The organism is Stenotrophomonas sp. C3(2023) (assembly GCF_032911385.1).
Lineage (GTDB): Bacteria > Pseudomonadota > Gammaproteobacteria > Xanthomonadales > Xanthomonadaceae > Stenotrophomonas.
The window spans coordinates 679,730-698,655 of record NZ_JAWJLO010000001.1 but is presented as its reverse complement, the minus strand read 5'-3'; the positions used below and the strand labels follow the sequence as shown (position 1 = coordinate 698,655).

The following is an 18,926-nucleotide window of genomic DNA, read 5'->3' as shown; positions in this document are numbered from 1 at the left end:
AGGGGACGACCGTTGGTCGTCACTGGCTGCCAGCCGCGCTGCGCGCTCGCCGGGCAGAGCCCGGCGCTACGGGGCTCTGCAGGTATTGCCGTCGTACGCGGTTCAGCGGCTGACCGGCGGCACCACGGGAGCCTCTTCGGTTTCGCCTTTGGCAACCAGCGTGGTCAGTGCCAGGTCGCCGGTCACGTTCAGTGCGGTGCGGCACATGTCCAGGAAGTGATTCACGCCAAGGATCAGGCCGATCCCGAGCGGATTGACGCCGACCATCGCACAGATCATCGCCACCACCGGCAGCGAGCCCGATGGCACGCCGGCCGTGCCGATACCGCCCAGGATGCAGACCGCCATCACCATCATCTGCTGGCCGATGGACAGATCGACGCCGAAGAACTGGGCCAGGAAGATCACCGTGACGCCTTCGAACAACGCCGTGCCGTTCTGGTTGGCGGTGGCGCCCACGGTAAGCACGAAGCGCGATACGCGCTGCGGCAGGCCCATCTGATCGGCCACGCGCAGCGCGGTGGGCAGGGTCGCATTGCTCGATGCGGTGGAGAAGGCCATCACCGTGGCTTCCTGGGTCTCACGGAAGAACGCCAGCGGCGAACGTCCCGACAGCCACACCGCCACGCCGTAGCTGACCACCATGTGCAGGGCCAGCGCCAGCACCACCACGCCTACATAGGCGCCCAGGCGGATCAGCAGTTCGAAGCCGAACAGTGCGGCCAGGTTGAACATGAAGCAGGCCACCGCGTACGGCGCCAGACGGATGACCAGGTTGATCAGGGTCATCGAGACTTCGAAGATGCCTTCGATGGCACGGCGCAGCGGTGCGACCTTTTCATCGTCGGTGAGCACCATGCCGATGCCGAACATCAGCGCGAAGAACATCAGCGACAGGATGGCGCCGTTGCTGGACGCCGCTTCGACCACGTTGCTCGGCACGATCGACAGCAGCATGTCCACGCCCTTGGGCGAGCCATGGATGTTGGCGACGATCTCCCGGCTGCGCTCCATGTTCTCGGTCAGCAGCTGGTTGGCCAGCGCCGGGTCGACACCCACGCCGGGCTTGAGCAGGTTGACCAGCACCAGACCGATGCCGACCGCGACGCTGGACAACACCACGGTGTAGGCCAGCGTCTTCCAGCCGATCCGCCCCAGCGCGCGCACGTCGCCCATTTCCGACACGCCCATCACCAGCGCCGAGAAGATCAGCGGGACGATCAGCATGAAGATCAGATTGAGGAACAGACCCGACGCCGGCGTGGTGACGTAGTTCATCACCAGCCGCGCCGCATCCATCAACGCGGGCATCTGCGCGCCGAGGGCGTGCACCAGCAGACCCAACACCAGGCCTATGGCGAAGCCGATGCCCATTTTCCAGTGCAAGGGCATCTTCTTCTTGGCGGGGCGGTCTGCTGTCATCGGGCGGAATCCTCGAAAATGAAAGTACTGTAGCAAAGGCCGCCCCGCGCCCGGATTCAACCGGGTGGGTACAAGGGCGGCAGTGCAGTCTGGGCAGGTTCGCTGCGTGTCGACCAGTGCGGTCGGTCATGGAAGGCCTGTCTGAGCGCCCGTCGTACCGCAGGCAGATCGCCCTGACCGGCCCAGCGCGCCCGTTGCAGATCCATAAGCGCCTGGCGCTGACGCGGATCACCCAGTTTTTCGATCACCTGCTCCAGCCGCGTCACACCGGCCATGGCGCACAGGTGGTCGGCCACTTCCCCGAGGTCACCGGTATCGAGCAGCCGCCGCAAGGTGGTTGCGTCAGTGGACGGCGATGAGCGTGCCGGTCCGGCCACGGCCGACGTAGCCGACGGCAGGGCCGCGCGACGTCCCCGACGCCAGCCCCAGACCAGCGTCAGCAGCCAGAGCAGCAGCAGCGCTCCCACTGCGGCCAGCCACGGCCTGTCCGTTGTCGCCGTGCCGCTCGCTGGCGCGACGCCGGTCGCGTCATCGGGCAGCGCCGACTGCGTGTCGATGGCCTGTACCGTCCCGGCACCCTGACCGTCGGCAGCGGCGGCCACCTGCAACGGCAGGGGCGGCAGGCTGGCCTGGCGGGCCTGCCCGGCGCCCACGTCCCACCATGCCATCTGCAGGCCAGGCAGCTGCAGCGTGCCACCGGCGCGCGGCACCACGGCATAGCGGCGCGTCACCCGCAGCACGGGCGTGGCGCCATCGAAGCTCTCCTCGTACTGCGCGGGCTCGGCAAACAGCTGGGCGCCGTCGACGGCATCGGGCACGGGCAGCGCCGGGAACTGCGAGCGGGTCGCGCCGCGCACCCTGGCCTCCACCTCCACCGTGGCGGCCTGCCCGGCCTGGGCCTGCCGCGGCACCTGGGTGTAGCGCAGGCTGAGCTGATGCAATGGCAGCCACGGCAGCGGCGCGTCGGCAGGTTGCGGCTGCACCTGCAGCACCTGGGTGCTGCTGGCGGCGCTGATGCGGCCATCGCCGGGATCGGTGCCGAACATGTCCTGGAAAAAGCCGCCTGCGGTACGGCCGCTGAAGCGCGCTGCTGGCAGGGTCAAGGCGCCGCTGCGTTCGGGTACCAGCAGGTAGTGGCGCTGCACCCGGTTGTAGCGACGCCCGTTGATCTCCTGCACATCGCTGCGGTCCTGGCCGACCACCTGCAGCGAGGCACCGTCGGGCGCATCGAACACCAGCTCACCGGCGGCCAGCTGGGCGGCGTAATACAGCTGCACCACCACGCCCACGCTCTGCTGCACGTAGGGGCTGGCATCATCGACGACCACCTCGATGAAGGCGCGTGCATCGCTGTCGCTACGGCCGGCAACCGCATCGACCTGCAGCGGCAGCGGCGCGGTGCGGGCGCTGCCAAGCGAAAGTGCCGGCACGGTCAGGCTGCCACTGCGACGCGGGGTCAACGCAAAGCCGAACAGCGTGCTGCGCTGGGTGCGCCCACCGCTCCAGCGCGTCTGCTGGCTGCGCGACTGGCTGCCCACCTCGAAGTCGGCCTGCAGCGGCGAAAGGTCCGGCGATGCAGCGCTGTCGGTTTCGATGTTCAGCGTGACCGTCTCGCCCAGCCCCACCTGCGACCGGTCCAGCCAGGCGCGGGTCTGCGCCTGGACAAGCATCGGCAGACACAGCAGCAGACACAACAGTGCGTGGATGACGCATCGGCGATGGGGGGCGGCAGGGCTCATCGGGGTCACCACTCTCGTTCTCGTTTCCTGCGTTCGGCTTCCAGTTCGAACTTGGCCCGCAGCAGTTCACCCGGTTCGTCGGGTACGCGCCGCATCCACGCTTCGAGGGCCTGCTGCTGTTCGCGCTGCTGCGGCGTGCGGCCGTTGCTGCGCACCGCCTGCCCGTCCTCATCGGCACCGGCCTGCGGCGCGTTCTGCATGGCCTGCTGCATGCGCTCGCGCTGCTGCGCATCGGCACGCTGCTGCTGCTCGGGGTCGGCTGCCGCACCGCCCGGCTGCGTCGATGCCGCACGATCACGCTCACCCGCAGGCGGCGCGCGGCCTGCGGCGTCATGACCGTCCTGCGCGGCCGTCGGGTCGCCGGACCCGCGCGTGCCCTGCGCTCCGTTCTGCCCGCTCTGCTGTTGCCCCGGACCGGTCTGGCCCTGCTGGGTCTGCGCGTTGCGCTGCTCGTTTTCGCCCGTGCGGCCCTGCTCACCGCGGCGCTGCTTGTCGCCCTGCTGCCCCTGGTTGCCGGGCTGCTGGGCGTCCGCTTTGCGCCTCCGTGCGGCATCGACCACACGTCGGTTGGCCTCGGCATCGGCCATGCCGGGCTGCAGCGCCAGCGCACGGTCGTAGGCGGCGATGGCGCCCTCCAGATCACCCTGGCGCGCACGCGTGTTGCCCAGGTTGTACCAGCCTTCGCTGTTGTCGATGCCCGAGAAGAAACGCTGCGCACTGCGGTAGTCCCCGGCGCGGTAGGCCTGCACGCCCTGTTCCATCTGCTGTTGCTGGCGCTGGTCGGCGCGCTGCCACAGCGTGCCCTGCGCGGCACCCCGCACATCTGCCGGCGCTGCCGCGCGGGCCTGTTGCAGCGGCATGCCCACCAGCAGGGCCAGGACGAGCACACCGGCACTACGCCGGCGGAAGGCGAACAGCGCCAGCAGCATCAACGGCGGCAGCAGCCAATAGCCCTGGTCGCGCCACTGCGTGCCACCGCCCTGCCCCGTCGGCAGGGGCGGTCCGTCGGCACGCAGTACGTCAAGTGCAGCCAGGTCGGCATCGTCCGCACGCAGACGTTGATAGCGGCCGCCACCAGCCTGCGCCAGCTGGCGCAGGCTGGGCTCGTCCAGTGCGGCGCTGGCGACGCCGCCCTGGCCGTCGCGGTAGGCGGCGCCGGCCGCTGTCCCCAACCCCAGAACCGAGACCCGCATGCCCTGGCTGAGCGCCTGCGTGGCCGCATCGATCGCCTCACGGTCGGCGCGGTCGGTGATCAGCAGGATGCGCCCACTGCGCGCGCCACTGCGCTGCAGCAAGCGGATGGCCTGATCCAACGCGCGGTCGGCGCGCTGTCCGTCGGCCGGCATGACCTCCGGCGACAGCGCATCCAGATACAGCGCAACATTGGCCACGTCATCGGTCAACGGGGCAACGGTATAGGCATCGTCGGCGTAGACCAGCAGCGCCAGCTGGCCGCCTTCGCGTTGCTGCAGCAGCCGTGCGAGTTTGGCGCGCGCCTGCAGCAACCGGCTCGGCGGCAGGTCGGCGGCGGTGGTGCGGCGCGACAGATCCAACGCCACCACCAGCGGCGCCTGCGGCTGCAGCAGCGGCTGCGCCTGCCGCTCCCAGCCGGGACCGGCCAGCGCCAGCACGGCCAGCACCCAGCCCAGTACCACTGCCCACGGCCAGCGCGCGCGCCGGGAAACCCCTGCCTCAAGCAGATGCGGCAGCAGGTGGGCGTCGACCTGGCCCTGCCAGTCCACGCTGCGGCGTCCGCGCGACCACGCCCACAGCATGATCAGTGGCACAGCCAGCAGCGCCCACAGCCAGAACGGTCGTGCCCAGTGCAGCCACGGCAGCAGGTCCGCGCTCATCGGCGCCGCTCCGGCCACAGGCCCGCAGACAGACCGAGCAGAAGCGCCAGCAGCAGTGGCCAGATGTAGGCCTCCTGCCGTGGCCGAAGCGCAGGCCCAGGCTGCTGCACCGGCTCCAGCTCGTCCAGCTGGGCGTAGATGCCCGCCAGCCGGCCGGTGTCACGTGCGCGGAAGAACCGTCCACCCGTGGTCTGCGCGATCTGCCGCAGCGTCGCCTCATCGACCGGATCGCGGCCCTGGCCTACGCTGTAGCCGAACATCTTCATCCGCCCATCGCCGCCGAAGGCGACGGTGTAGACCCGCACCTGCTCGGCTGCGGCCAGTTCGGCCGCCCGCAGCGGAGTCAGCACGCCCGCATTGCTGACCCCGTCGGTGAGCAGGATCAGCACGCGCTGTCCTTCCGGCTGGTCACGCAGGCGTTTGACCGCCAGCGCGATCGCATCGCCGATGGCGGTCTCGCGCCCGGCCAGACCGACCACCGCATCGTTCAACTGTTCGCGCACGCTGGCCAGGTCGGCGGTCAGCGGGGTCAACGCGTAGGCGCGGTCACCGAACACCAGCAGACCCACATGGTCGCCCGCGCGGCGGTCAAGAAAGTCGGCCAGCACGGCCTTGGCCGCGACCAGCCGCGGCACCGCGCGATCGCCCAGCACCATGTCCGGCTCGTTCATGCTGCCGGACACATCCAGCGCCAACATCAGCTGCCGCGCCTGCACCGGCGGGCTGACCGCATCGCCCAGCCACTGCGGCCGCGCCAGTGCGACGCACAACGCGGCCCACGCCAGCCACAGCAGCAGCTGCTTGACCCAGCGCGGACCACTGCCGGCGCCTTCGTCGAGCTGGCGCAGCAGCTGTGCCGGCCACGGCACGCGCAGCGCGGCACTGGCTGCGCTGTGGCGCGGCCACAGGTACATCAGCAGCGGCAGCGGCAAGGCGAGCAGCGCCCATGGCCAGGCCAGCGCCATCTCCGGCAGCGTCCAACCGGCTACGGTCATGGCTGGCGCTCCTGCAGCAGGTCGACGAATCGCCGCTGTATCCAGCTCAGCAACGCCTGCACCTGGGCGGCATCGACCTGCCGCCGGTATGCGCCGTCGCCGAGCAGCGCCTGCTGCGCCGGAGACAACTGGCCGGTGGGGTCCACGGCCTGCAGCCACGCCGCATCGCGCAGCTGCGCGCTGTCCGGCCGCCGCTCGCGCAACGCGCGGCGCAGCAGCGTGACGGCGATGGTCAGGCGGGCGAGGTCGTCACCGGCCGTGCTCAGTTCCTGCTGGAAGACGCGCGCCCATGCGGCACGCCGACGACGCCGCCGCCACGCGCGCCAGAGCGGAATGGCGGCCAGCAGCAGAAGCACAGCGGCCAGCAGCCACCAGCCTGGCGCGGGCGGCCAGAGCGAGGGTGGCGGCGGCAGGTGCACATCGCGCAGTGGCAGGCTGGCGCTCATCGGCGCGGCTCCTGCAGGCCCGGCTGCAGCCAGGCCGCGCTGTGCGCATCGGTGGCGACCACATGAACGGCCAGCCGCTGCGCCCCCAGCTGCTGCTGCAGCTGCTGCAGCGGTGCGACGAAATGCGCCTGCCACTGCGCACGGACCGTCGCTCGCTGCAGGTCCAGCTGCACGCGCTGGCCCTGCGCGAAGAACGGCAGGCGCGCTGCCGGCGGCTCCAGTTCAAGCGGATCGACCAGCAGCAGCAGGTCGACCTCATGGTGCTGTGCCAACGCAGCCCAGCGCGCGGTCGGCAGCGCCAGCGCGCGCTGCGGGTCGGCCAGCACCAGCAGGCGCGCACCGGGGCGAAGCACCCGCGTGGTCTGCTGCAGCGCGCGCTCAAGACCCGCATCGTCCGGTGGCGGCTGCCGGTACCAGCGGCACAGTGCGTCCAGTACCCGCAGCACGCCCCGGGTACCGCCTGCCGGCGGCACCGGCGCTTCGGCATCGCTGCCGCGCAGCGCTGCAACACGGTCGCCACGGCGCAGTGCCGACCATGCCGCCACGGCACCGACCCGCGCGGCCTGCACCGACTTGAACCGGCAGCGCGTGCCGAAATAAAGGGCCGGATCGGTATCGGCCACGATCAGCGTGACCCGTTCGCGCTCGGCCTGGAACAGCTTGGTATGGGCACGACCGCTGCGCGCGGTGAGACGCCAGTCGATGTGGCGCGCATCATCGCCGGGCACATACTCACGCGACTCGGCATATTCCATGCCGCGGCCGCGCAGGGCCGCGGGTGCCTGGCCGCTGCTGCCGACCCGCCCATGCCGCGGCGCCGGCGGCCGCATGGCCGCCCCGCGTAGTGCGACCAGCTCGGCCAACGTCGGTACGCGGCCGTTGTCGGGAGAAAGGGCTTCAACCTGCATGGCCAACCGCCGTTGCTCAGGGCGCCGGCACGCGGGCCAGCAGTTCCTGCACCAGCCGGGTGCCATCCCAGCCTTCGGCAGTGGCTTCGTAGCTGGGCAGCACACGGTGCGCCAGCACGTCCACGGCCACGGCACGGACGTCATCCGGGGTGACGAAGTCTCGGCCCGTCAGCCATGCACGCGCGCGCGCGCAACGTTCCAGCGCGATGGAGCCGCGTGGACTGGCACCCCAGGCGATACGTCGCGCCAGGGCCGCGTCGTAGCGGGCCGGTTCGCGACTGGCCAGCACCAGTTCCACGAGATAGCGCTCCAGCGCCGGTGCCATATGCAGGTCGAGCACCGCCGCGCGCGCGTCATGCACATCCTGCAGCGGCATCTTCGCCGGGGAAACCGGCGGTGCCTGCAACGCGCCACGCGCGCGCTCGCGGGCCAGACGCAGGATCTGCGCTTCGGCATCCGTGTCGGGATAACCGATGCGCACGTACATCAGGAAACGATCCAGCTGCGCTTCGGGCAGCGGGAACGTGCCCTCCTGTTCGATCGGGTTCTGGGTGGCCATCACCAGGAACAGGGGCGGCAGCGGATAGGTGTGACGACCCACGGTGACCTGCCGTTCGCCCATGGCTTCCAGCAGCGCCGACTGCACCTTGGCCGGCGCCCGGTTGATTTCATCGGCCAGCAGGATCGGATGGAAGATCGGGCCCGGCACGAACTCGAACCGACCCTCCTGCGGGCGCCAGATCTCGGTACCGGTCAGGTCGGCCGGCAGCAGGTCAGGTGTGAACTGTACGCGTGAGAAGTCGGCTTCCAGCCGCGCAGCCAGCGCGCGGATCGCCGTGGTCTTGGCCAGCCCGGGCGCGCCTTCCACCAGCAGATGGCCGTCGGCGAGCAGCGCGATCAACAGGCGCTCGACCAGCGCGTCCTGCCCGACGATCTCGCTGCACAGCCCCTCGCGCAGCGCACCGAAGGCCGCATGCAGGCGGGACATGGACGCATCACCAACGGAAGGCAACGGCGGAACAGCGGTATCGGTAGGCATCATGACGCTTGGACCAACGGCAGCAGGCACGGTTCCCCATCATCGCAGCCTGCGCCGTTGAAGGCATCAAGATTGGGTTAATGGCGGACAACCGGCGCGGGCTGCCGCGTCGGCGGCGGCAGCGGTGAGCGCAACGGCAAGCGTGTGACGACCAACGGTCGTCACCTGCCTGGAGCCCTCAGTTGCCCTTGGCCACGCGCAGCACCTTCGGGGTCACGAAGACCAGCAGCTCCGCCTTGTCCTTGCCGCGGCCGCGCTGCTTGAACAGGTTGCCCAGGAACGGCACATCACCCAGGAAGGGCACCTTGCGGATGCTGCTGCGATCACTGAACTCGTAAACGCCACCGATCACCACCGTCTGGCCATCCTCCACCAGCACCGCGGTGTTGACCTCGCGACGGTTGATCGACGGCACCGTGCCGTAGCCATCAAGCTCGATCCACTGGTCGACCTCGTCCTTCTTGACCTGCATGTTGAGGAACACGCGGTTGTCGTTGGTGATGGTCGGGGTGACCTTGAGCTCCAGCACGACTTCCTTGAACTGCACGTTGGCCTGGCTGCCACCGGTGCCGCCGGAGGAAATGGTCACATAGCCGATTTCCTTGCCCTGCTTGATCAGCGCCTCGCGCTGGTTGGTGGTCACCACGCGCGGGTTGGAGATCACCTCGCCACGCGCCTCTTCCTGCATGGCCGACAGCTCCACGTCCAGCAGGTAGCCGGCATTGAGGATCGACAAGGCCAGCGAACCGGGGCTGTTGCCGACCACGGCCGCCGGCAGGTTCCACATCAGCCCGCGGGTGATGGTGTTGGGCGTGCGGATCGGTGCCGCACCGGTCTGCCCGTTGGCCACCCAGGTGTTATAGGCGCGCTGGTATTCCAGGTCGCGTGCTGCCTGGTCGTTGATGTTGGTGTTGTTGTCGTTGACATTGCTGCCGAAGAACACATTGTCACGGCTGCCGGAAATGCCGAACTTGGCCCCCAGCTCGCGGGCGAACGTATCGGTGGCGATGACGATGCGGCTTTCGATCAGAACCTGGTCGACCGGCCGGTCGATCTTCGAGATCAGCTCGCGCATCCGCTCGACCTTCTTCGGGATGTCGCTGATCATCAGCATGTTGGTGCGCTCGTCAGCGACGATGCGGCCACGCCCGCTGAGGAAGCCACTGTCTTCCTGCGAAGCCGAACCCTGGCCGCCACTGCCGCTGCTGGAACCGCCGATGCCACGCGCTTCGGTCAGGGCTTTGAAGATCGCCGACGCGCTGTGGTAGTTGATCTGGATGTAGTCGGTGATCAGGTCCTCGCGGTTCTCGATGGCGATGCGCGCGTCTTCCTTCTCCTGCTCGAACTTGGCCAGCTCGGCCTGCGGGCCGACCCAGATCACGCTGCCGTCGCGGCGCTTGTCCAGCCCCTTGGCGCGCAGCACGATGTCCAGCGCCTGGTCCCACGGCACGTTCACCAGGCGCAGGGTCACGTTGCCCTGCACGCTGTCGGAGGCCACCACGTTGAGGTTGGACTCCTCGGCGATCAGCTGCAGCACGGTGCGCACCGGCACGTCCTGGAAGTTGAAGGTCACCGGGCGGCCGCTGTAACCGCGCTGGGCCAGCGCCGTGGCCGCTTGGGTCACCGCCGCGGCGCTGACCGCGCCGGTAGCCGGCACGCCCTGGCTCGGGGTGATTTCCACCACATACTCATTGCCGCTCTGGTAGGCCAGCGATGCGTACTGGCCGCGGGTGCTGAGCACCAGCTGCGTGCCACCGCCGTAGGGCTTGGCGTCGATGCGCTGTACCGGGGTGGCGAAGTCCACCACGTTCAACGGCTTCTGCAGCTGCTCGGGCAGGCGTGCATTGCCCACGTCGATGACCACGCTGCCGGCCTGGTTGCGCAGGTCCGGGTTTGCGCCCTGGCCGTCGAACTGCAGGATCAGCTTGCCCGCGCCATCGTCGCCGCGCTTGAAGTCGATCTTGGAAACCGCCAGTGCGGTCGGCGCGGTCGGCGCTGCCGTCGCTGCCGCCGCCGGTGCAGCAGCCGTCGTCGCCGGCTGTGCCGCCGCCACCGGGCCACAGGCCAGCAGCAGCGCGACTCCCAGCGCGCTGATGCGGTTCAGGGCGTTGCGCCGGATGGAACGCGGCCCCTGGGCATTGTGAAAGGTCATCGTGCTATTCCCCAATAATCATTCATTGATCTTCAAGTGCGAGCGAGGCCGGACGTTCCAGCCAGCCCCCCGCACCATCCGGCACCAGTTCAATCAGCTCGATGCGGTCCTCGCGGACCCCGGTCACCCGGCCATCGCTCTGGCCCAGGTAGACACCCGGGCGCACGCGGTAGGTCACCTTGTCCGGCGCCATCACCAGCGCCACGGTGCCTGCCCCGGTGCCGATGGTGCCGACCATGTCCAGGCTGTCCAGCGGGAAGGCTTCCAGCGGCTCCTTGCGCCGGTTCGGGTCCGGACGCAGGCCGTTGTTGCCCTGCGGGTTGGTCCACGCATCGGTGAACGGATCGCGCATGCCCTGGGCCGAGTACTCGAAGGTCTCGAACTGCTGCATCACCGGCAGCGGTTCGAGAGCGGGCGCTGGGCGCGCGCGGACATCGGCGGCCCACTTTTCCAGGTTGGGTGCATCGCCCGGCGTGCTGGTGACGCTGCGGCCGCACCCGGCCAGCAGTACCAGCAGCAACATCGCCGCACCGCGCCCGATCATGCCAGGCCTCATTTCCGGCCTCCCTTCCTGCGGGTCTTGGCGGCTTCGGCGGCCGCTTCGGCGGCAGCCGCTTCCTGCTGTTCCATCTCCACTTCATCCAGGTAGCGGTAGGTCTTGACCGTGCCGGACAGCTCCAGCGCGCCACTGCGGGTGGAGGCGGTGATGCCGGTCTTGGGGTCCTTCGGTTTGAGGTTGATGTCGTGCATGGTCAGGATGACCACGCGCGGCAACGAGGCCACGCCGCTGACGAAGGCGCCGAACTGGTGATAGCTGCCGACCATGCGCAGCTTGATCGGCTTTTCGGCATAGAACTCGCGTACCTGCTCCGACGCCGGCTCGAACAGCTCGTTGACCAGGCCGCTGGCCAGCGCGGTCTGCGAGATGTCGATGATCAGGTCGGGCATTTCGGTCTTGCTCGGCAGCTGGCGCAGCATCTGCTGCAGTACCTGCTCCATCTGGGCCAGCTGCTGCTTGAGCGGCTCCAGGTTCACCGCACGGCCCTGTTCCTTTTCGAACTCCGCGCGCAGCTCCACTTCCTTGCGCTCAAGCTTGCCCAGTTCTTCGCGCTTGCCACTGATGGCCACGAACCAGGCCAGCCCCATGATCAGCAGCGCGACCAGCAGGCAGAACACCACCTTGGCCTTCTGCGGCCAGTTGCCGATGTCGTTGAAGTCGAGTTCGTTGATGTTGAATTTCTTCTGGCTCATGCGGCCCCCTTCTGCACGCTGGACGGTGCCTTGCCGGGTTCCACCGGTGGCGGCGGTGCCAGGCGGCTGCCCTCCACTGCAGGCGCGGTCGGTGTGGCCGGTACGGGCGGCGCAGCCGGGACAGCCGGCGCCGCAGCATCCGTTGCGGGCCCGTCAGCTGGCGGCGCGATGCCGGGCGCCAGGTCGGCCGCATCGGCACTGACCGGTGCCGCAGCCGGGTCGTCGAGACCGACATTCACCGCGTCCTCGCTCTGCGCTGGCAGCTTGACCTTGACCACGAACACGTACGGCAGCGCCTTGATGTCGGCCAGCGGACCGGTGCGGCCTTCCTTGTCCGGCGTGCGCGCTTCGATGATCGACAGCTCCGGGTTGGTCATCCAGCCGGAGGTCTCCAGGTTGCGCATGTAGGCCGAAACCCGCGCGTTGGACTGAGTGCGCCCCTCCAGCGTGAGCACGTCGCCCTCCTGCTTGAGCGCGGTGAGCACCACGCCATCGGGAATGGTGCGCACCAGCGCGTCGAAGAGGTGGACCATCTGCGAGCGCTTGGCCTGCAGTTCCTCGATGACCTTCTTGCGCGCCAGCAGACGTTCCTTCTGGGCGTCGAGACGGTCGATCTCCTTGTTCTGTTCCTTGACCTTCTTGATCTCGGTCTGCAGGAAAGTGTTGCGGTCGGTCTGCCCACTGACCTGGCGGTCGTAGTAGAACCACACCATCAGCGACAGCAGCAGACCACCGACGGCGGCCAGCCCCAGCATGCCGTAGAACTCGCGCTGGCGCTGCCGACGGCGCTCGGCGCGCCAGGGCAGAAGATTGATGCGGGCCATCAGTCAAAGCTCCTCAACGCCAGACCGGTGGCGATCATCAGCGCCGGCGCATCCTGGGCCAGCGCGTGGGCCTGCACCTTCGGGCCCAGGGTCATCTGCGCCAGCGGGTTGGCCACCACGGTGGGCACCCCCAGCTGCTCTTCCACCAGCTCGGGCAGGCCTGCCAGCGCGGCGCAGCCGCCGGCGAGCACGATGTGGTCGACGCGGTTGAACTCGCTGCCCGCATAGAAGAACTGCAGCAGGCGGCTGATCTGCTGGACCGAGGCTTCCTTGAACGGCTCGAGCACTTCCAGCTCGTAGCTTTCCGGCAGGCCGCCCTGGCGCTTGGCCAGTCCGGCTTCCTCGTAGCTCAACCCGTAGCGGCGCATGATCTCGTCGGTCAACTGCTTGCCGCCGAACACCTGCTCACGGCTGTACAGGCTGCGCCCCCCGCGCAGAACGTTCAGCGTGGTCATGGTCGCGCCGATGTCCAGCAGCGCCACCACGCCGTCGCTGGATACCGGCAGCTCGCTGGCAACCAGGGCAAAGGCGTTTTCGACCGCGAAGGCCTCCACGTCCATCACCTTGGCGGCAAGCCCGCCCAGTTCCAGCGCGGACTGACGCAATTCGACGTTTTCCGAACGCGAGGCGGCCAGCAGCACCTGGACCATTTCGGGGTTGTTGGCGATCGGGCCAAGCACCTCGAAGTCCAGGTTAACTTCTTCAATGGGATACGGAATGTAGTTGACCGCCTCAAGCTCGATCTGGGCTTCCAGCTCGTTCTCGTCCAGCTCGGCCGGCATCGGGATCACCTTGGTGATCACCGCCGAGCCGGCCACGGCGGCCGCCGCCTGGCGGGCCTTGGTCCCGGAGCGGTTCACCGCACGCCGGATCGCTTCGCCGACGGCCTCGACCTCGACGATGTTCTTTTCCACCACCGCATTCGGCGGCAGGGGTTCCACGGCGTAATGTTCCACACGGAAGCGGTTGCCGCTGCGTGACAGCTGCAACAGCTTGACCGCAGTCGAGCTGATATCGACGCCGATGAGCGGCGTCTGGCTTTTCGGGATGAGCCCCACGGTTTTTCCCCTGCCGACGGGCACTTGGGCACAAAAGTGCGCAAGCATTGAACATTTTCTTAGCAATCAGCAACCGCATGCCGTGAAGACACCTTCACAGAATGTCACCCGACGACGCGGCTTCCCCTTGCACTCCCCAGGAAGGGCCCCAGCCCATCCCCTGCGTAATCTATACTCTGCGGCCACGAAATCTGCAAACGGAATCTGTCCCAGATGACACGTTTTCGCCGCTGGCTGCGCTGGACCCTGATCCTGACCCTGGTCCTGGCGTTGATTGGCGCGGCCGCGGCCGGCGGCCTTTACTACGCCATCTCCTCCCGGCTGCCCGATGTCCAGTCCCTCAAGGACGTGGAGATGCAGGAGCCGATGTACGTCTACGCAGCCGATGGACAGCTGATGGCGGTGTTCGGCGAGACCCGGCGCAGCCCGGTCAGCATGGACCAGGTGCCCGAGCGGCTGAAGCAGGCCTTCCTGGCCACCGAGGATGCCCGCTTCTACGAGCATGGCGGCGTTGACTACAAGGGCATCGCCCGCGCGGTGTGGCTGCTGGCCACCACCCGCGACAAGCGCGTGCCGGGCGGTTCGACGATCACCCAGCAGGTAGCCCGGCAGTTCTTCCTGAGCTCGGAGTACAGCTACACGCGCAAGCTGGCCGAGATCCTGCTGGCGCGGAAGATCGAGTCCGAGCTGACCAAGGACGAGATCTTCGAGCTGTATCTGAACAAGAGCTTCTTCGGCAACCGCGCCTACGGCGTGGCTGCAGCAGCCCAGTTCTACTACGGCAAGTCGCTGGATCAGCTGGACCTGGACGAGATGGCCTCGCTGGCCGGCATCCCCAAATTCCCCTCCTCCGGCAACCCGCTCTCCAACCCCGAGCGCGCCCGCCAGCGTCGTGACAATTACGTTCTGCAGCGCATGGCCGACCTGCGCTTCATCTCCCAGGCCGAGGCCGATGCGGCCAAGGCTGTGGAGATGCATGCCACCGCGCACGAGCCGCCGGTGCAGGTGGAAGCCCCGTACGTGGCCGAGCTGGTCCGTCAGGAAATGATCGCCCGCTTCGGTGGCGATGTGGTCAACAAGGGCTATCACGTAACCACCACCATCGATGCCACGCTGCAGACCGCAGCCAACACCGCCGTGCGCGACGGCCTGCTGCTCTATGACCACCGCCACGGCTGGCATGGCGTGGAGAAGGAAGTGACGCTGGGCGCGGATGACGATGCTGCCGCCCTGGCCACTCACCTGGCCGGCATTCCTGCCCAGGCCGGCCTGCTGCCGGCCATCGTGGCCTCCACCGCTGCTGATGGCAGCGCGACCGTCGTGCTGGCCAACCGCAATGAAGTGGTGCTGCCGACCGCCGCCTCGCGCTGGACCAACAAGAGCCCGGCGACCCTGCTCAAGCGCGGCGACGTGGTGCGCGTGCGGGTGGGCGAGAAGGAAGGCCAGTGGCTGCTGGATCAGATTCCGCGCGGCCAGTCCGCGCTGGTCTCGATGGACGCCAACAGCGGCGCGCTGCGCGCCCTGGTCGGTGGCTTCAGTTTCTCCGGCAACAAGTTCAACCGTGCCACCCAGGCACGGCGCCAGCCGGGTTCAAGCTTCAAGCCGTTCATCTATGCGGCAGCGTTCGACAAGGGCTACAACCCGGCCTCGATCGTGCTCGACGCGCCGGTGGTGTTCCGCGACCGTCGCGGCAAGACCTGGGCACCCCAGAACGACGGCGGCGGCTTCCGCGGGCCGATGCGTCTGCGCGAGGCACTGGTACAGTCGCGCAACCTGGTTTCGGTGCGCCTGCTGGACGGCATGGGCGTGGATTATGCGCGCAAGTACATCAGCCAGTTCGGCTTTGCCGAGGCCGAACTGCCGCCGAACCTGTCGATGTCGCTGGGCACCGCCTCGCTGACCCCGCTGTCAGTGGCACGCGGCTACGCGGTGTTCGCCAACGGCGGCTCGCGCGTGGACAGCTGGCTGATCGACCAGGTCACCGACCGCGACGGCAATGTGGTGTTCAAGGAAAACCCGGCCATGGCCTGCCGCGACTGCGCCGGCACCAGCCACGGTGAACCGGCCAACCAGGTCGTGGATGGGTTCAACTTCGGTGCGGTCGCACCGCCGGCCAGTGCCGCTGCCGCCGAGCCCAGCGCCGATCAGCCGGCCACGCCGCCGAACCCCGATGCCCGTACCGCGCCGCGCGCCATCGATGCGCGCACGGCCTACCAGCTGGTGTCGATGATGCGCGACGTGGTCCAGCGCGGTACCGGCACTGCCGCCAAGGTTCTCGGCCGTGAGGACGTGGGCGGCAAGACCGGCTCGACCAACGACCACCGCGACGCATGGTTCTCCGGCTTCGGTGGCCCGCTGGCCACCACGGTGTGGGTGGGGCGCGACGACTTCCGTTCGCTGGGCTACCGCGAATACGGTGGCCGCGCCGCGCTGCCGATCTGGATCGAGTACATGAAGGTCGCGCTGAAGGATGCGCCCATCGCGCTGAACGAGCCGCCGGCCGGCATGGTGCAGACCAGCCTCAATGGCGCGACCGAATGGGTCAAGGAAGAAGACCTCGACCGCCTGCAGGACTACGACGTGGACCTGTACAACACGCCGCAGGCCGACGCGGCCGCGTTCGATATCTTCTGATCTGCCGGTTGGCGCGGGCTGACCGCGCCAGCCACGCATCCACCGCAGTGCAGGCGCGGTGATGGTCGTGAACGGTGGCCTGGGATAGGCTGTCGGCTGGCCTCACTGGAGTCATCGCATGCACCGTTCCAGCCCGCATGCCAGCCACTCCACCCGTCAGCGCCGGCTGCGGGTGGCCCACGAAGCGGCGCGGTTGATGGCCGACAGCGGCCTGCACGACTACCAGCAGGCCAAGCGCAAGGCCGCCGAGAGGCTTGGCATCCACGACGATGCATCGCTGCCGCGCAACACTGAGATCGAGCAGGCACTGCGCGAGCATCAGCGTCTGTTCGCCGGCGCTGCCCATGTTGCGGCGCTGCGCCAACGGCGGCAGAGCGCGGTGGAGGCAATGGAGTTCCTGCACGCTTTTGCCCCCCGCCTTGCCGGCCCGGTACTGGACGGCACGGCTGATGCACGCAGCCCGGTGCAACTGTATCTGCACAGTGATGATGCCGATGCGGTGCAGCGCCATCTGGACGACCACGGGATTCCCGCACAGGCGCACACGCGTCGGCTGCGGATGGACCGCGAGCACAGCCTCGACGTCCCGCTGTGGACCTTCAGTGCCGACGAGCTGGCCTTCGAGCTGCTGGTACTGCCCTACGACGCCCTGCGCCAGTCACCACTGTCCATCGTTGATGACAGACCGCAACGCCGTGCGACCCTTTCCCAGTTGCGCCAGCTTCTGGCCGAGCAGGACGGCACGCTGCTGGGAACCTGAGCGCGCAGCCGGCAGGGGCGTCAGTGCCAGCGGCAGGCGGGCACGCGCTGGCGCTCTCTCAACCGGCCCGGTGCACACCCTGCCGTTGATGCCAGTGGAGCATCAGCAGCCACCGCCACACCAGCGTGCAATCGTCAGCGCCCGCCAGGACGGCATCCCATTGCGCCCGGTACATCCGATCATCCAGCCCCCGCAGTTCATCTGACGCAGAGGCCAGCAGCGCATGCGCCCAGTCGCGCAGCGGCCCGCGCAGCCAACAGGCCAGCGGTGTGGTGCGGGTCCGGATCGGTGCCAGAGCGAGTGCATGCGGAAGATACCGCGCAAGCAGTTGCTGCAGCGCCTGGGGCCGGATCTGGTGATGATCGCGCGGCCGCAAGGAGAGCTGCCCCGCCTGTTCGACCAGGTCGCGCTGCAGCCATGGCAGCAGGGCCTGTGCGCAGCGCTGCCTGCCCCCAGCGGCGATGACCGGCAGTACCCCGTCGCCGAGGTCCATCGTGAAACCGGCACACAGAGGGTCACGGGCCGAGGCGGCAGTGGCCGCATCGCGTCGCTGGTGGTCTGTCGGGATGGCCGCCAGCAGCACGGGCCCGGGCTGCGGTGGCTGACGCCCTTCATGGATTCTCCGCCATGCCCGGTGACAGACGCGCCGCGCAGCCGACGCCCAGCCCGGCAGCAGCGCAGTTTGATCCGCTGACCACACCCGATCGGCGCCCGCTGCGCTCAGTGCAATGGTGGTGTCTCCACCCGCAGCCCAGCAATGGGCCAGTGCATGCTGCAGCGTCCCGGCATCCGCGCAGGGTTCATCACAGCCGGCCAGCAGACGCAGCACCCCATCGAGCAGGGTGCCGCCTCCGCAGTAAAACTCTTCGTGGGCGAGCCCAAGCTGGCGCGCCACCGCCCGGTTCCAGTGGCACACGTCGTCCGCCTTTTTGCCCAGGATGAGGGATGAGGCATGCAGCTGGACACCCGACTGCACCTGGGCAACCGCTGCCAGAAGTGCCGCAGCGGAGCCACCGGTCAGCAATGATGTCAATGGCCGTCGCTTTCGGTTCGCTTCGAGCAGACCGTGCAGCATCAGGTCGATGCGACGCAGCGCCGCCGTCTGCCCCCCTGCCGGCGGCTGCCCGGCGCGCCCGCACATGCCTGGTGCAGAACAGTACGACCGCTGCTGTATGCCGGGCACATGTCCGCTCGCACCTGCACGCAGCTGTGCATGTCCGACCGCAAACCAGGCACCTGCCGCAAGCTTGAACGTGTCCTGCAGCAGGCAATATGGCGCGGGCACACAGCCACGTGCCAGATAGATGCTGATGCTCTGCAGATCCAGCTGCGACGGTGTCGTGCGTTCCAGCGCTCCCAGACTGCTGCCGAACACCAGTCCCTCGGTTCTCCAGCCGTAGTAGAGGTTGCGCTGCCCGAACCGGTCGCGGGCCAGCGAGAGCTGCCGGTTCGGGCGGTCCCACAGCGCCAGGGCGAAGCTCCCGTCCAGCATCGAGAGCACCGCGGCCAGCCCACGCAGGACGATCGCCTCGATCAACTCCGCAGCGCTCAGCACCCGCCACGCGTTGCTGCCGCTGGAGGCCAGCATCCAGCATTCGCCCTCCAGCGCCAGAACGTAGCGACCACACTTCGACACGGCGGGACCATCGCAATGGCCCGCCGTATCGTTGCTGATGTGCACCATGCCCAGATCGTGATCCGGGTCGTGCCAGGCCCACTGGACGCGTGACGGCTGCAGCGGGCTTCCCGCCCGGGACAACGTTGAAGGACATGCTCGCAGTCCTTGCGGCTGCATGTACCAGATGCCTCGCAGGTAACTCATCCGCCTGCTCCTCGGGCCGGCCT

15 protein-coding genes are annotated in these 18,926 nt (G+C 68.5%); 2 read left to right on the top strand and 13 right to left on the bottom strand.

Features of this window, described 5'->3' with window-relative positions; translation table 11 throughout:
• Nucleotides 1-102: 102 nt before the first annotated feature.
• From RZA67_RS02895 to RZA67_RS02840, 12 genes are all read right to left on the bottom strand, one after another.
• A complete protein-coding gene (locus RZA67_RS02895; protein WP_317211080.1) occupies nt 103-1,422 on the bottom strand; it encodes a dicarboxylate/amino acid:cation symporter in 1,320 nt (439 codons plus the stop codon).
• 56 nt (nt 1,423-1,478) lie between these two features.
• A complete protein-coding gene (locus RZA67_RS02890) occupies nt 1,479-3,161 on the bottom strand; it encodes a BatD family protein (RefSeq protein ID WP_317211079.1) in 1,683 nt (560 codons plus the stop codon).
• A gap of 5 nt (nt 3,162-3,166) precedes the next feature.
• Nucleotides 3,167-5,014 (bottom strand): VWA domain-containing protein, encoded by a 1,848-nt coding sequence (locus tag RZA67_RS02885; protein WP_317211078.1) that lies wholly within the window; start codon nt 5,012-5,014, stop codon nt 3,167-3,169.
• Nucleotides 5,011-6,009, bottom strand: coding sequence for a VWA domain-containing protein (locus RZA67_RS02880; protein ID WP_317211077.1), 999 nt, complete (start codon nt 6,007-6,009; stop codon nt 5,011-5,013). Before RZA67_RS02880 ends, RZA67_RS02885 begins: the two co-directional genes overlap by 4 nt.
• Nucleotides 6,006-6,455, bottom strand: coding sequence for a DUF4381 family protein (locus tag RZA67_RS02875; protein ID WP_317211076.1), 450 nt, complete (start codon nt 6,453-6,455; stop codon nt 6,006-6,008). Before RZA67_RS02875 ends, RZA67_RS02880 begins: the two co-directional genes overlap by 4 nt.
• On the bottom strand, nt 6,452-7,363 hold the full coding sequence (locus RZA67_RS02870; protein WP_317211075.1) for a DUF58 domain-containing protein: 912 nt from the start codon (nt 7,361-7,363) through the stop codon (nt 6,452-6,454). Before RZA67_RS02870 ends, RZA67_RS02875 begins: the two co-directional genes overlap by 4 nt.
• 16 nt (nt 7,364-7,379) lie before the next feature.
• The gene (locus tag RZA67_RS02865; protein WP_317211074.1) at nt 7,380-8,351 is read right to left on the bottom strand and encodes a MoxR family ATPase; all 972 of its coding nucleotides are present in this window, start codon (nt 8,349-8,351) and stop codon (nt 7,380-7,382) included.
• 229 nt (nt 8,352-8,580) lie between these two features.
• Nucleotides 8,581-10,554 (bottom strand): type IV pilus secretin PilQ family protein, encoded by a 1,974-nt coding sequence (locus tag RZA67_RS02860; protein WP_317211073.1) that lies wholly within the window; start codon nt 10,552-10,554, stop codon nt 8,581-8,583.
• A 22-nt stretch (nt 10,555-10,576) separates the two neighbouring features.
• Nucleotides 10,577-11,110, bottom strand: coding sequence for a pilus assembly protein PilP (locus tag RZA67_RS02855; RefSeq protein WP_317211072.1), 534 nt, complete (start codon nt 11,108-11,110; stop codon nt 10,577-10,579).
• The gene (locus RZA67_RS02850) at nt 11,107-11,805 is read right to left on the bottom strand and encodes a type 4a pilus biogenesis protein PilO (protein WP_317211071.1); all 699 of its coding nucleotides are present in this window, start codon (nt 11,803-11,805) and stop codon (nt 11,107-11,109) included. Before RZA67_RS02850 ends, RZA67_RS02855 begins: the two co-directional genes overlap by 4 nt.
• Nucleotides 11,802-12,629 carry a PilN domain-containing protein gene (locus RZA67_RS02845; RefSeq protein WP_317211070.1) on the bottom strand — a complete coding sequence of 276 codons (828 nt, stop codon included), beginning with the start codon at nt 12,627-12,629 and terminating at the stop codon, nt 11,802-11,804. The genes RZA67_RS02850 and RZA67_RS02845 overlap by 4 nt, the downstream gene beginning before the upstream one ends.
• Complete coding sequence (locus tag RZA67_RS02840) at nt 12,629-13,687, bottom strand: pilus assembly protein PilM (RefSeq protein WP_345784952.1); 1,059 nt, start codon at nt 13,685-13,687, stop codon at nt 12,629-12,631. Before RZA67_RS02840 ends, RZA67_RS02845 begins: the two co-directional genes overlap by 1 nt.
• A gap of 213 nt (nt 13,688-13,900) precedes the next feature.
• On the opposite strand from RZA67_RS02840, the gene RZA67_RS02835 reads away from it, so the two are divergent.
• Entirely contained in the window at nt 13,901-16,321 is a 2,421-nt protein-coding gene (locus tag RZA67_RS02835) for a penicillin-binding protein 1A (RefSeq protein WP_317211069.1), read from the top strand.
• A gap of 118 nt (nt 16,322-16,439) precedes the next feature.
• A complete protein-coding gene (locus RZA67_RS02830; RefSeq protein ID WP_317211068.1) occupies nt 16,440-17,081 on the top strand; it encodes a hypothetical protein in 642 nt (213 codons plus the stop codon).
• A 58-nt stretch (nt 17,082-17,139) separates the two neighbouring features.
• On the opposite strand, the gene RZA67_RS02825 is transcribed toward RZA67_RS02830, so the two are convergent.
• Nucleotides 17,140-18,765 carry an asparagine synthase-related protein gene (locus tag RZA67_RS02825; RefSeq protein ID WP_317211067.1) on the bottom strand — a complete coding sequence of 542 codons (1,626 nt, stop codon included), beginning with the start codon at nt 18,763-18,765 and terminating at the stop codon, nt 17,140-17,142.
• Nucleotides 18,766-18,926 lie beyond the last annotated feature (161 nt).

Bases quoted from the DNA above. Each gene is read 5' to 3' on its own strand.
- RZA67_RS02895 (WP_317211080.1), bottom strand. From the start codon at position 1,422: ATGACAGCAGACCGCCCCGCCAAGAAGAAGATGCCCTTGCACTGGAAA.
- RZA67_RS02890 (WP_317211079.1), bottom strand. From the start codon at position 3,161: ATGAGCCCTGCCGCCCCCCATCGCCGATGCGTCATCCACGCACTGTTG.
- RZA67_RS02885 (WP_317211078.1), bottom strand. From the start codon at position 5,014: ATGAGCGCGGACCTGCTGCCGTGGCTGCACTGGGCACGACCGTTCTGG.
- RZA67_RS02880 (WP_317211077.1), bottom strand. From the start codon at position 6,009: ATGACCGTAGCCGGTTGGACGCTGCCGGAGATGGCGCTGGCCTGGCCA.
- RZA67_RS02875 (WP_317211076.1), bottom strand. From the start codon at position 6,455: ATGAGCGCCAGCCTGCCACTGCGCGATGTGCACCTGCCGCCGCCACCC.
- RZA67_RS02870 (WP_317211075.1), bottom strand. From the start codon at position 7,363: ATGCAGGTTGAAGCCCTTTCTCCCGACAACGGCCGCGTACCGACGTTG.
- RZA67_RS02865 (WP_317211074.1), bottom strand. From the start codon at position 8,351: ATGTCCCGCCTGCATGCGGCCTTCGGTGCGCTGCGCGAGGGGCTGTGC.
- RZA67_RS02860 (WP_317211073.1), bottom strand. From the start codon at position 10,554: ATGACCTTTCACAATGCCCAGGGGCCGCGTTCCATCCGGCGCAACGCC.
- RZA67_RS02855 (WP_317211072.1), bottom strand. From the start codon at position 11,110: ATGAGGCCTGGCATGATCGGGCGCGGTGCGGCGATGTTGCTGCTGGTA.
- RZA67_RS02850 (WP_317211071.1), bottom strand. From the start codon at position 11,805: ATGAGCCAGAAGAAATTCAACATCAACGAACTCGACTTCAACGACATC.
- RZA67_RS02845 (WP_317211070.1), bottom strand. From the start codon at position 12,629: ATGGCCCGCATCAATCTTCTGCCCTGGCGCGCCGAGCGCCGTCGGCAG.
- RZA67_RS02835 (WP_317211069.1), top strand. From the start codon at position 13,901: ATGACACGTTTTCGCCGCTGGCTGCGCTGGACCCTGATCCTGACCCTG.
- RZA67_RS02830 (WP_317211068.1), top strand. From the start codon at position 16,440: ATGCACCGTTCCAGCCCGCATGCCAGCCACTCCACCCGTCAGCGCCGG.
- RZA67_RS02825 (WP_317211067.1), bottom strand. From the start codon at position 18,765: ATGGTGCACATCAGCAACGATACGGCGGGCCATTGCGATGGTCCCGCC.